Origin of the sequence: Buttiauxella massiliensis (assembly GCF_902500225.1) — a bacterium.
Taxonomy (GTDB): Bacteria; Pseudomonadota; Gammaproteobacteria; order Enterobacterales; family Enterobacteriaceae; genus Buttiauxella; species Buttiauxella massiliensis.
Genome location: NZ_LR722652.1, coordinates 325542 through 338059 on the forward strand (window position 1 = coordinate 325542; position 12518 = coordinate 338059).

The following is a 12518-nucleotide window of genomic DNA, read 5'->3' on the forward strand; positions in this document are numbered from 1 at the left end:
CTGTGTATGAATAACAATAAAAAGAGCACATCTGCTCTACTACTCTCGCTAGCCTGTTTTTCTGTGCCAGCCTTTGCCGCCAATCCTGTTTTTGCGGCTCCTGCTGAGATAAAAACACCCACCGCGCAAGGCAGTACCACGGTGCGCTTCCTGGTCCTCGCCAACCGCGAAAGCCCGCTTTCAAGCGTGGTGCCTGGGCGCATGGCGAAAATCAATGTGCAACTGGGCGACCCCGTTACCCAAGGCAAAGTGCTGGCAAGCATGGATTGTAGCGATTTAGTGGCACGTAAAAATGCCGCCGAAGCGGAGTTTCACGCCGCTCAACTGCGCTATGAAGCCAAAGCAAAACTACAGGGATTACAATCAGCTGCTGCACTTGAGGTGGGTTTAGCCGCCTCTGAAGTCAACCGTACCAAAGGTCAGGTCGGCATTTTTGACGCCCAACTGGCGCAGTGCCGTTTTGTGGCACCGTTCAATGGTCGCGTAGCCAAGATCTATGTCAAAGAAGGCCAGGGGATTGGTGCTGGTGCGCCTGTGATTGACCTGGTCGGAAGCGGCACGTTGCGCGCACGTTTAAACGTGCCTTCAAACTGGGTGGCATGGCTGAAAATTGGTTCGCAGCTTAATGCCTCCGTGGGTGAAACCGGCAAGCAATACCCGCTCACCGTGACGAATATCAGCGGCAAAGTCGATGCGGTTAGTCAGACTATCGAAATTGAAACTCGCTTCCCGGAAAAAACCGATGATGTGTTGCCGGGTATGAGCGGACAAGCCGTTGCTATCTGCCCACCTGATGAAAACCGTTGCCTGAAAAGCGGAGCTGCAAATTCGTGATGTCCAGTACAGCCTTCTACCAGCTAGCAGCCCGGGTAGAAGCGATAAGCAACTCCGCAGAGTTAGGCTTCGCTATATGTAATGAAACACGCCAACTGGTGGATTACCGCCAGGCGGCGCTGTTGTCTCTCACCTCATCCAACCGTGCAAAACTGGTCGCTCATTCAGGGCTTAGTGATACCGACAACAATACACCGTATGCCTTATGGCTCTCTGACGTAGCAAAAGAGATTGCGCCACATTGCCGCGCACTGCCGCCAGAAGCCCGTGTGCTGGCACTTTCACCCGCGCAACTTAGCGAAACCCTCGCCCCTCAGTGGGATGAATGGCTGCCTGCAAATGTCTGGGTGTTGCCATTAACCGGTGCCGACGGAGAGATTCACGCGCTATGGTTTTTGGGCCGTGACGACCCGTGGCCAACAACGCTCGCACCGACATCCCCGGAGTTTACCCTGCTGCAACTAAGCGGGTTGTACGGTTATGCATGGTGGGCCTTAACGGCACGACCTTCACGTTTCAAACAATTCTGGCAGCGCAATACCGGGCGGCGCCTCGGTTATATCGTGCTGGCGGTGCTATTGGTGTTATGTATTCCGGTGCGCGAATACACACTGGTGCCTGCCGAAATTATCTCGCTACACAGTGAAGTGATTGCCGCTCCTGACTCCGGTGTGATTAAACGCATGGTCGTGCTGCCAAACAGCGATGTGGTGAAAGGCCAGGTGCTGGCAACGCTTGATGACACCACGTTACATAACCGCCTTGCGGTGGCACAGGCGGAGTTGGAAACCACTGAAACCACGTTGCATCAGGCTTCACAACAGGCGATTGAAGACCAACAGGCTAAGTCAGAACTGGCAATGGCCGAAGGCAAATGGCGCGAGAAAAAAGTTGAAGTTGAATCGATAACACGCGACCTCGAAAAGCTGACCATTCGTGCTCCTGATAACGGCGTATTTGTCTATTCTGACCCGGACGACTGGGCTGGTCGCCCGGTACAAACGGGTGAGCGAATTGGTTTGCTGGCAGACCCTGATAATCTCGGCGTTCGTGCCTGGGCCCCGGTAAGTGAATCCACTAACCTGAAGCATGGGGCGCCGATGAAAATCTTTTTGAAAGTCGCCCCTCTTGATTCACTGGACGCAAAACTGGGATACGCGGGTTATCAAACGGTGGAAGCACCCAACGGTGTCGCCAGTTATATGCTGCGCGGCACGCTGGAAGGTAAACCTGCTGTTGCGCGTATTGGCTTGCAAGGAACCGCGCGCGTAACGGGTGATTGGGCAATGCTCGGTTACTTATTGCTACGTCGCCCTATTGCCACATTACGTGCCGGGAGCGGGTGGTGATACCTGGTGCTGCAACGGCCCCAACGTGGCCTGCGCTACGTGATGAATTGCGACTGAACAGCGCAGGTACCAACCGTGACGGATCTCCGGCATGGCACCTGGCCGACCCGGTGCGTAATCTGTTTTTTCGCCTTGGCTGGCTGGAAATTGAAATCCTCAAACGCTGGCAACTGGCGGATGCCGGGAAAATAGCGCAGGCGATTAATCAGCAAACTACGCTGAATGTCGATGAAGAAGATATCAAAGCTTTTGTGCTGTTTTTACAACAACAACAGTTGCTACGTAGCGCCCGCTATCGCCCGGCATCCTCTGCCTGGAAGTGGTTGTTACACAGCTATTTGTTTATCCGCATTCCGCTGGTTCACCCGGAAAAAGCCCTGCGTAAAGCACTGCCGTGGTTAAAGCCGCTGTTTAGCAAAACCTTCATGTGGTTAACGTTGTTTGTCGCGATTACCGGTATTGTGCTCGCCGCTCGCCAGTGGGACACCGTGGTTGCCACGTTGCATAACTCGGTGAACTGGCATGGCGCGGTGGCCTTTGCTATTGCTCTGGTGTTTTCCAAATGCTGGCATGAAATGGGCCACGCGCTCACCGCCACAAAGCATGGCGTGCGGGTCGGGCACATGGGGGTCGCGCTGCTGGTGATGTTGCCAATGGCCTACACCGACACCGGTGAAAGCTGGAAGCTCATCCGTTCACGCGACCGTTTAAAAATTGCCGTCGCCGGGATTGCCTCAGAATTAGTTCTGGCAGCATGGGCTACCTTGCTGTGGTCGTTTGCACCGGAAGGCAGCGTCAAAAACGCGTTATTTTTCCTTGCGACCACCGCCTGGGTTATGACAGTCGTGGTTAACGCCAGCCCGTTTATGCGTTTTGACGGTTATTACATTCTGAGCGACATGCTGGATTTTCCTGGGCTCCATGAACGCGCAGGAAACTGGGCGAAACGTGCGATGCGCTGGCATCTATTTGGTATCAACGATCCAAAACCCGACAACGTCACCCCGGCCTTTGCCCGTTTTCTGACGGTATTTGCCTTCGCCACCTGGATTTATCGCCTGCTGCTGTTTATCGGTATTGCGGTCGTTATCTATCACGCCTTTTTTAAGGCGTTGGGTGTGATTCTGTTTTTGATAGAGATTGTGACTTTTGTGGTGCAACCGATGATCCGAGAAATCAAACACTGTTGGGCACGGCGCGCGGAAAGCCAGCCTTTCCAGCGCCGAAGATTGCTGCTGATTGCTATCGCCGCGCTGCTGGTTATTTTTGTGCCGTGGTCGAATAAAGTGAATCTGCCAGGGGTGATTGAAGCCGGTTTTGTACAGCCGATTTATACGCCGTACAGTGCGCGCCTTGAGAAGATTCTCGTCACCGATGGGCAGGAAGTGAAAGCCGGGCAGCCGCTGTTCGAGCTGATCGCACCACTACCGGAAACCTCGCAGCGAAAAGCTGAGGAGATGCGCCGCGCATGGGAGTTCAGCGCGCGCGGTGCGTTAGGGCTTGATAAAGATGGCCCGGCAAAACAGGTTCTGGCAGAGCAAATGGCGCGCCAGTACTCGCTCCAGCAAAGTGCTGGTAATAATGAATTGCTGCGTCTGAGGCTGGTCGCAGCCTCCAGTGGCCGTATTGAAGATAGCGATATTTCGCTGCAACCCGGTAGCTGGGTTTCCCCTTCTACGCACATTGCCACTCTGGTGAATGCCGATCGCTGGCGGGTGAAAGCGCTGGTGGGTGAAGAAGATTTGGGGCGCTTACGCGTAGGGGCTCAGGCAAAAATTTATCAACATGATGAGTGGCAGCCGCTTATCGGGCGCGTGGTTTCTATCGACCACAATGTCGTCACTCGCCTGCCATCTTTGTTGCTGGCTAAAGATCACGGCGGCCCGGTGCAATTAAACCCAACCGCACAGGCAAAAGATTTGCGTCCACAGGGCGTTTGGTATCGCGTATCAATTGAAGGTGACGGAAAAGCTGCAGCCCTCAACCGGGAAAATCTCGCGGATATTTCTGTTGAGAGTAAACGCCAGAGTCTCGCGCATCGCTGGTTTAATAGCGTGTCATTGATGCTGATTCAGCAGACGGGCATGGGGAAAGATGGGTAAAGCCTAATGGGATTGGCTTCAAAGTCAGCCCCTCTTTGCAGAGGGGCTAAGTCCTTGCTACAGGATGATCAATGAGGTGCATATCAATTGATGAGGCGGCTAAGTTGCATTCCTAAACCCACCCACTTCCTCCTGGGATACTGGAAGGGGTCTTTCTATTAATGTCTGTTTCAGGACCCGGAGTCAATTGTTTGACGATGACCTTTTCATTGATTTGCAAACCTGACACAAAATTTTATTGATGCCGTGCTCGCCGTAAAGCCTGGGCCAGTTTTTGCTGATTAAATGGTTTACGCAGCAGTTCGACTTGCGGCAATTGCTGCCCGCTACGGCGCAAATCCTGGCCGCTAATTAACAGGCATGTCAGATGCGGATAATGCTCAAATGCATGCTGTACCACATCGGCGCCACTCATTGGCCCTGGTAGCATTAAATCGCTGATAAGTATTTGAATATCCGGTACCTCTTTCAGCAGTTGTATCGCCTGCTGGCTATCGCTGGTTTCTAACGTCAAATACCCCAACTGATGCAACTGCTCGCACAACGTCTGGCGCACATCGTGTTCATCTTCGAGCACCAGAACCAGTTGGTCTTCATCAGAATTCACTGCCAGCGGCTCGGGTAACGTTTCACTCACCGCCTGCACTGGTGCGCGGGGCAATTGTAAACGCACTAACGTTCCCTGCCCCGGCGCACTTTCAATTTGCACTCGCCCGCCGGACTGGCGCACAAAACCATACACCATCGACAAACCCAACCCGCTGCCACTGCCCGTCTGCTTGGTGGTGAAGAACGGTTCAAATACTTGAGCTTTTACTTCCGCCGACATGCCATGACCACTGTCGATAACTTCCAGCGCCACCATATCCTGCTTGCGCCCGCTCGAGCGCACCACGCGCTGGTTCCAGGTGCGGATTTTGATGGTGCCGCTTTGCCCCTCCATCGCGTCGCGGGCATTCATCACCAGGTTAATAATCGCATTCTCCAACTGGTTAACGTCAATCCATGCGGGCCACGCCGGGTGCTGCGCTTCAATTTCCAGCGTCAGCGCTGCCGGGAGCGAATGGCGAATCAGCGGGTCGAGGTTTTCCAGCAGGTTTTTCATCGACACCGCATGCGGGTGCAGCGATTGTTTGCGGGAAAACGCCAGTAAACGTTGAGTCAGTTGCGCCCCGCGTTCGGCGGCTTTTAAGGCGCGTTGAATACGTATGGCATCCGGTGAATCGGAAGATGTTAGCTCGAGACTGCCAATAATCACCGCCAGCAGGTTATTGAAATCATGCGCGAGGCCGCCGGTTAACTGCCCCACCGCTTTCATTTTTTGGCTGTGAACCAGCGCTTCTTCCAGCGCTTTACGCTCACTGCGCTCAAGCACCACATTCACCATGCCGCGCCCCGGCACCGGGCTAAAACGCAGCTCAATGGTGCGGTTATCTGCCAGCCGCAACTCCTGTGGTTTGGGTAGCGGGCGCGAAAGGTTTTCAAGGATGTGTTCCTGAAGCGGCGTGACCTGTTTGAGCAGGCTCATATAATGCTGGCCGCGCTGCAATCGTTCCGGTGCCAGCCCCAGTAGCAGCGGGTATTGCGGGTTCCACACCACTAAAATTCCGTCGTTATCGAACAGGGCAAAACCGTCGCGCATCGCGTGGAAGGTGGTTTCCAGTTGAGTGCTTTTCTCTTTGAGAAGTTTTGAGGTGTGTTCCAGCGATGCAGTGTTGCGTGCAAAAACGTTAAACGCTCGCGCCAGTTCGCCCAGCTCATCACGCCGCTGTAAGGCAGGCACGCTAACATCGCGCTCGCCCCGCGCCAGACGTGTCATCGCGTGGGAAATTGCCGTTAAATTGGAGCCAAGGTTGCGATAAATATACCAACCTGCAAAACCGGTGATCACCAGCGCCAGCAAGGCAAACAAGCCGATAAAGGCAATCATTGATTGCAGCTCTTTATGGCTTTGATCGGTGCGACTAAGGGACTCCTGCGCCACTTTTTGCACGTACTGGTTAATGTCCCGGTTCAAAAACGCCACCAGCGCTTTAATGTGGTACATGTACCAGGAAATACCTAAATCGCTGTTTTCAAGCTGCTGGGAAAGTGGCAACAATTGCTGCAAATGAGTCGCGAACTCCTGCAATATCCCATCGACTAAGGGCGAATTATCGTGTGCCGGAAGCTGCGCCATCACTTCGGTAAGCTGCACAACCGTGGCTTTTGGGGAAGGCGTCTGGATAGCAATCAGAATCAGCCTGTCCATTTCGGTTAACAGCCGCGCTTCCGGGGTTACCCGCCCGTCACGAGCATTAATATCCTGAATATGATGCAAGTAACTTTGGTTTTGATACAGCGCACTAAGCAGCGCGTTGCGCTCCAGATGGCGGCGATGGCCAAGTTCAAGCATGCGCGTGACGCTGCTTTCCAGTTCATTGCTGCGCTCGGTGATGCGCTTCACCAATTCCGGTTCCCGGCTGGCGAGTGGTGCATGCGCCAGGTGGTTAAGCGAGTTCTGGAGTGCCTGCTGTGTTTGCTGCAAACGCTGCGCTTCGCTCTGGTATTCCAGCGCACCCACCACCTGCGTGAGGCGCACCGCTGCTGTCGCCACATTCGCAGTATCCCGCGCCAACTCCATGCTGCCGGACATATCACTTAGCGTTTGCCCCTGCACCTGCTCCTGCAAACGGCTGGCGTGATTAAAGCCGAGAATGGCCACACCACACACCATCAACGTCACCGCCACCACCAGCAGATTAAAGGAGAGCAGGCGGCCACGTGCGCTGGTGAGAAAGGGCGTGCGGGGTGCAGGCATGGCTTGGCTCCATTCAGGTTTGTTTCAATGAGTTAAGCAGTCATATGAATTCTTCACCAACATGACAAATATGAATGGGTTCTGACATCTTGCATTTACCTGCGTGTGTTCAACTGGCAGCAATCGAAACCTTACCCGTAGGAGTCGCGCCATGAGTAGCGTTCCCATTCTGGAGATGCGCAATATTGCCAAGTCATTCGGCAAGTTTTATGCGTTGAAAGGTGTCGACTTAACGGTGTTTCCTGGCGAAATACACGCCTTGATGGGGGAAAACGGCGCGGGAAAAAGCACGCTGATGAAAATCCTCGCTGGTGCCTATACCGCCACCAGCGGCGAGATTTTAATTAACGGTGAACCGTACAGCATCAAGGGGCCAAAAGACGCACTCAACGCGGGCATCACGCTGATTTACCAGGAGATGCAACTGGCCCCGAATCTCACCGTCGCTGAAAACATCTTCCTTGGCAGCGAGCTGTCACGCGGTGGGTTAGTAAAACGCAAAGAGATGGTGATGCAGGCTCAGACGGTTATTGACCGCCTCGGCGCACAGTTTAAGGCCAGCGATTTGGTTTCGCGCCTGACCATTGCCGAACAGCAGCAGGTAGAAATCGCTCGTGCGCTACACCGCAACAGCCGCATTTTAGTAATGGATGAACCCACTGCCGCGCTCTCTTCACGTGAAACTCACCGCCTGTTCGAGCTGATTATGCGGCTACGCGATGAGGGCATGGCGATTATCTATATCAGTCACCGCATGGCGGAAGTGTATGAGCTTTCTGACCGCGTGAGCGTGCTGCGCGACGGGCAATATGTCGGCAGCCTGACGCGTGAACATCTCAATGCCAACGAGCTGGTACGCATGATGGTTGGCCGCCCGCTAAGCGATCTATTCAATAAAGAGCGCGACATTCCACAAGGTGCCGTGCGCCTGAACGTTCATCATCTGACGGACGGCGCAAAAGTGCAGCCGGTCAGCCTACAGGTGAAATCGGGCGAGATTGTCGGGCTGGCGGGGTTAGTCGGTGCCGGACGCTCAGAACTCGCACAGCTGATTTTTGGCGTGCGTAAATCCACCGGCGGCACGATAGAAATCGACGGGCTGCCCGTGAAGATTCACTCCCCTCGTGAAGCGATTAGCCACGGTATCGGTTTCCTGACCGAGAACCGCAAAGAGCAAGGCTTGTTCCTCGAACTGGCAGCGCAAGACAACATCACCATGGCAACACTTGAGCGCGACGCCCACTACGGCTGGCTGGATCGCAAAAAAGCCCAGACCATTTCTGACGACGCCATCAGCTTGCTCAATATCCGCGTGCCGCATGCACAAGTGCGCGCAGGGGGCTTGTCCGGCGGCAACCAGCAAAAACTTTTGATCTCACGCTGGGTGGCGATCGGCCCGCGCATTTTGATCCTCGATGAGCCAACCCGTGGTGTGGATGTCGGCGCGAAAAGTGAGATCTACCGGATCATGAGCCAGATGGCAAAACAGGGTGTGGCGATCCTGATGATCTCCAGCGAATTGCCCGAAGTGGTCGGTATGAGCGACCGGGTGTATGTGATGCGCGAAGGCAGCATTGCCGGGGAGTTGCACCCCGCTGAAATCACACAAGAAAACATTATGACGCTGGCAACCGGCGTTGAAGATGCCCATAAAAAGGTGGTTCAACATGGCAACTAATCAACCTAAAGAAACGCCGCTGGCGCACGCAACTCCCCAGCAAGTCGCCAAATCTGCCTCGCTGAAAAAAGCGCTGTTTGGTGATTTGATGCAAACCGTCGGGATTTTGCCGATTTTGATCCTGATCGTCGCCGTTTTTGGCTTTATCACGCCGAACTTTTTTACTGAATCTAACTTGCTGAACATCGCCCGCCAGTCGTCGATCAACATCGTGCTCGCCGCCGGGATGACGTTCATTATTTTGACCGGTGGGATCGACCTTTCCGTGGGCTCGATTCTGGGTACCACGGCGGTGACCGCAATGGTGGTTTCGCTAATGCCGGGGTGGGAATCGCTGTCGATCCCTGCCGCGCTGATGATGGGTACCGGGCTTGGGCTGTTTAACGGCATGCTTGTCGCCTGGGCCGGGCTACCGCCGTTTATCGTCACGCTTGGCACTTATACCGCGCTACGTGGAGCGGCCTATTTGCTGGCCGATGGCACCACGGTGATTAACTCCAATATCAATTTTGAATGGATAGGCAACTCGTATCTTGGCCCGATTCCGTGGCTGGTCGTGATTGCGCTGGCGGTGATTGTTGTCTGCTGGTTCATTCTGCGACGCACCACGCTCGGTGTTCATATCTACGCGGTCGGCGGCAATATGCAGGCCGCACGCCTGACGGGCATCAAAGTGTGGCTGGTATTGCTGTTCGTCTATGGCATGAGCGGTTTGCTTTCCGGGCTTGGTGGCGTGATGAGTGCTTCGCGGCTCTACAGCGCCAACGGCAACCTTGGGATGGGTTATGAGCTGGACGCCATCGCTGCGGTGATTCTTGGCGGCACCAGTTTCGTCGGCGGTATCGGCACGATCACCGGCACGCTGGTTGGCGCGCTGATTATCGCCACGCTCAACAATGGCATGACGCTGATGGGCGTCTCGTATTTCTGGCAACTGGTGATCAAGGGTGCGGTGATCATCATTGCGGTGCTGATCGACAAATACCGTACCCGTCACCATCAAAGTGCATAACAACAAAACTCTACCCTATGTGAGGAAAACACCATGCGTTTAAAGCTACTAGCTGCTGCACTCATGATTGCCGCTGTTCCTTTTGTTCAGGCAAAAGAGCTGAAATCCATCGGGGTGACGGTGGGTGACCTCGCCAACCCGTTCTTCGTACAGATTACCAAAGGTGCCGAACTTGAAGCCCGTAAACTTGCCGGTGATAACGTGAAAGTGACGCTGGTTTCCAGCGGTTACGATCTCGGCCAGCAAGTGTCGCAAATCGATAACTTTATTGCCGCCAAAGTGGACATGATCATTCTGAACGCGGCGGACTCTAAAGGGATCGGCCCGGCAGTGAAACGTGCGAAAGATGCCGGGATCGTGGTAGTTGCGGTTGATGTGGCAGCGGAAGGTGCAGATGCAACGATCACCTCGAACAACACTCAGGCGGGTGAAATGGCCTGTAAGTACATTTCGGATCGTCTGAAAAACAAAGGCAATGTGGTGATCATCAACGGACCTCCAGTTTCTGCGGTGCAGAACCGTGTCGAAGGCTGCCAGAACGAATTTAAAAAGCATCCGGATATCAAGGTCCTTTCTTCTAACCAGAATGCCAAAGGCAGCCGCGAAGGTGGCCTTGAGGTGATGACGTCTTTGCTTGCTGCAAACCCGAAGATCGACGGCGTGTTTGCGATAAACGATCCGACAGCGATCGGTGCCGATCTGGCAGCAAAACAAGCACAGCGTAACGAGTTCTTTATCGTCGGTGTGGATGGAAGCCCGGATGCAGAAGAAGCTCTGAAACGCGGCGGAAAAACACTTTTTGTGGCAACACCTGCCCAAGACCCGCAAGTGATGGCGGCGAAAGCGGTGGAGATTGGTTACGACATTCTACAAGGTAAACCAGCGCCTAAAGAGCCGGTGCTGATCCCGGTAACCATGATCGATAAAAACAATATCGGCACGTATAAGGGCTGGACGGTGAAATAACGTCTTATCCGGCCTACAAAGTGATCATTTGTAGGTCGGATAAGCGCAGCGTCATCCGACAAAAACGTGAGGAAAACCCTGCAAAATGAAACGTTCCCAGGTAAACCAAATCCTCTCCCAAACACGTCATTTCTTTATGCAGCACGACGTCCATTTACCCCCTTTCGCCTCTTTTGACCTGGCGAAATGGCAGCAGGTCGACAAACAAATCTGGCAGGAAGTGTTAGATCTCAAGCTCGGCTGGGATGTGACTGCCTTCGGCGGCAACGATTTTCTGGCTCAAGGGCTGACGCTATTCACGCTGCGTAATGGCTCGCCCGACGGCACACCGTATGCCAAATGCTATGCCGAAAAAATCATGCATGTCCGCGAAGGGCAACTCACACCGATGCATTTTCACTGGCGTAAACGCGAAGACATTATCAATCGCGGCGGCGGTAACTTGATTGTTGAATTGTGGAATTCTGACCAGTTCGAACAGACCGAAGAGAGTGATGTCACGGTCAGCATTGATGGTTGCTGCCAGACACACGCGGCGGGCAGCCAACTGCGTCTCTCACCCGGCGAGAGCATTTGTCTGGTGCCCGGTATTTACCACAGTTTTTGGGGTGAGCCAGGGTATGGCGACGTGCTGGTTGGGGAAGTGTCGATGGTCAATGACGACGACCGCGACAACCGTTTCCTCAAACCGCTTGAGCGCTTTAATTCCATCGTTGAAGACGAACCTGCGCGGCAATTGCTGTGCAACGAATATCGCCAATTTCTTTTTACCCAAAATAGTTCGAGTTGCAGGAAGGCGGCAAGTGAGTGAATCCCCTGGAGCTTACTTGAGTAAGTGACTGGGGTGAATGAACGCAGCCAACGCACAAGCAGCTTGAAGTATGAGGGGTAACAATACCAGGGGAAACATTATGTCTTTAATATCGCTCGCCGACGGACTCAAACACGCGCGCGCCAATGGCTACGCATTAGGGGCATTTAACGTTCTCGACAGCCACTTTCTGCGCGCCCTTTTTGCCGCGGCAAGGCAGGAAAACTCACCGTTTATCATCAATATTGCCGAAGTCCATTTTAAGTATGTCTCGCTGGATTCTCTGGTTGAAGCCGTCAAATTCGAAGCTGCTCGCCACGATATTCCGGTGGTGCTCAATCTTGACCACGGCCTGCACTTTGAAGCGGTAGTTCGCGCTTTACGCCTCGGTTTTAGCTCAGTCATGTTCGATGGTTCTACACTTGAATATGAAGAGAACATTCGCCAGACCCGCGAAGTGGTGAAGATGTGCCATGCGGTGGGTGTCTCGGTTGAAGCTGAGTTGGGTGCAGTGGGCGGTGATGAAGGCGGCGCATTGTATGGCGAAGCCGATAGCAACAAGTTTACCGACCCGGCAGTGGCACGCGATTTTGTCGACAGAACCGGCATCGACACGCTGGCCGTCGCCATCGGTAATGCGCACGGGAAATACAAAGGCGAACCGAAACTCGATTTCGACCGCCTGGCCGCGATTCGTAGCCAGACGGGCATACCACTGGTGTTACATGGCGGTTCCGGCATTAGTGACGAAGATTTCAGAAAAGCGATCACGCTTGGTATCCACAAAATTAATTTCTATACCGGCATGTCACAGGCCGCGTTGGGTGCAGTCGAACAACGCATGAATCAACGCCATGCCATTTATGACGAATTCGCCGAGTTATTGCTGGGTATTGAAGAGGCGATTACGGATGTCGTCGCACAACAGATGCAGATTTTTGGTAGTTCGGGTAAGGCGTAAGGAAA

At 53.9% G+C, this 12518-nt stretch carries 9 protein-coding genes; 8 read left to right on the forward strand and 1 reads right to left on the reverse strand.

The genetic code is table 11. From position 1 onward, the window contains the following. Positions 1-6: 6 nt before the first annotated feature. Genes GC128_RS10170 through GC128_RS10180 form a run of 3 tightly spaced genes read left to right on the forward strand, consistent with a single transcriptional unit; the run spans position 7 to position 4285 of the window. The gene (locus GC128_RS10170) at positions 7-834 is read left to right on the forward strand and encodes an efflux RND transporter periplasmic adaptor subunit (protein WP_226812051.1); all 828 of its coding nucleotides are present in this window, start codon (positions 7-9) and stop codon (positions 832-834) included. Continuing rightward, positions 834-2183 (forward strand): efflux RND transporter periplasmic adaptor subunit, encoded by a 1350-nt coding sequence (locus GC128_RS10175; protein ID WP_151994260.1) that lies wholly within the window; start codon positions 834-836, stop codon positions 2181-2183. Before GC128_RS10170 ends, GC128_RS10175 begins: the two co-directional genes overlap by 1 nt. Continuing rightward, positions 2180-4285, forward strand: coding sequence for an HlyD family efflux transporter periplasmic adaptor subunit (locus GC128_RS10180; protein ID WP_226812053.1), 2106 nt, complete (start codon positions 2180-2182; stop codon positions 4283-4285). The genes GC128_RS10175 and GC128_RS10180 overlap by 4 nt, the downstream gene beginning before the upstream one ends. A 235-nt stretch (positions 4286-4520) precedes the next feature. Here the strand turns inward: GC128_RS10180 and GC128_RS10185 are convergent, their stop codons facing one another. Next, positions 4521-7085: an ATP-binding protein gene (locus GC128_RS10185; RefSeq protein ID WP_151994192.1), complete on the reverse strand. Its 2565-nt coding sequence runs from the start codon at positions 7083-7085 to the stop codon at positions 4521-4523. Between the two features lie 151 nt (positions 7086-7236). On the opposite strand from GC128_RS10185, the gene GC128_RS10190 reads away from it, so the two are divergent. The 5 genes from GC128_RS10190 to GC128_RS10210 all read left to right on the forward strand — a co-directional run bounded on the left by GC128_RS10190 (position 7237) and on the right by GC128_RS10210 (position 12513). Beyond that, positions 7237-8763 (forward strand): sugar ABC transporter ATP-binding protein, encoded by a 1527-nt coding sequence (locus GC128_RS10190; RefSeq protein WP_151994193.1) that lies wholly within the window; start codon positions 7237-7239, stop codon positions 8761-8763. After that, positions 8753-9775 (forward strand): ABC transporter permease subunit, encoded by a 1023-nt coding sequence (locus GC128_RS10195; protein ID WP_151994194.1) that lies wholly within the window; start codon positions 8753-8755, stop codon positions 9773-9775. The genes GC128_RS10190 and GC128_RS10195 overlap by 11 nt, the downstream gene beginning before the upstream one ends. A 33-nt stretch (positions 9776-9808) precedes the next feature. Continuing rightward, the gene (locus GC128_RS10200) at positions 9809-10741 is read left to right on the forward strand and encodes an ABC transporter substrate-binding protein (protein ID WP_151994195.1); all 933 of its coding nucleotides are present in this window, start codon (positions 9809-9811) and stop codon (positions 10739-10741) included. Between the two features lie 85 nt (positions 10742-10826). Continuing rightward, the gene (locus GC128_RS10205; RefSeq protein WP_151994196.1) at positions 10827-11552 is read left to right on the forward strand and encodes a D-lyxose/D-mannose isomerase; all 726 of its coding nucleotides are present in this window, start codon (positions 10827-10829) and stop codon (positions 11550-11552) included. Positions 11553-11652: 100 nt separating this feature from the next. Further along, on the forward strand, positions 11653-12513 hold the full coding sequence (locus GC128_RS10210; protein WP_151994197.1) for a ketose 1,6-bisphosphate aldolase: 861 nt from the start codon (positions 11653-11655) through the stop codon (positions 12511-12513). Positions 12514-12518 lie beyond the last annotated feature (5 nt).

Coding starts and splice junctions, on each gene's coding strand:
- GC128_RS10170 (WP_226812051.1), top strand. CDS start 7: ATGAATAACAATAAAAAGAGCACATCTGCTCTACTACTCTCGCTAGCC.
- GC128_RS10175 (WP_151994260.1), top strand. CDS start 834: ATGTCCAGTACAGCCTTCTACCAGCTAGCAGCCCGGGTAGAAGCGATA.
- GC128_RS10185 (WP_151994192.1), bottom strand. CDS start 7,085: ATGCCTGCACCCCGCACGCCCTTTCTCACCAGCGCACGTGGCCGCCTG.
- GC128_RS10190 (WP_151994193.1), top strand. CDS start 7,237: ATGAGTAGCGTTCCCATTCTGGAGATGCGCAATATTGCCAAGTCATTC.
- GC128_RS10195 (WP_151994194.1), top strand. CDS start 8,753: ATGGCAACTAATCAACCTAAAGAAACGCCGCTGGCGCACGCAACTCCC.
- GC128_RS10200 (WP_151994195.1), top strand. CDS start 9,809: ATGCGTTTAAAGCTACTAGCTGCTGCACTCATGATTGCCGCTGTTCCT.
- GC128_RS10205 (WP_151994196.1), top strand. CDS start 10,827: ATGAAACGTTCCCAGGTAAACCAAATCCTCTCCCAAACACGTCATTTC.
- GC128_RS10210 (WP_151994197.1), top strand. CDS start 11,653: ATGTCTTTAATATCGCTCGCCGACGGACTCAAACACGCGCGCGCCAAT.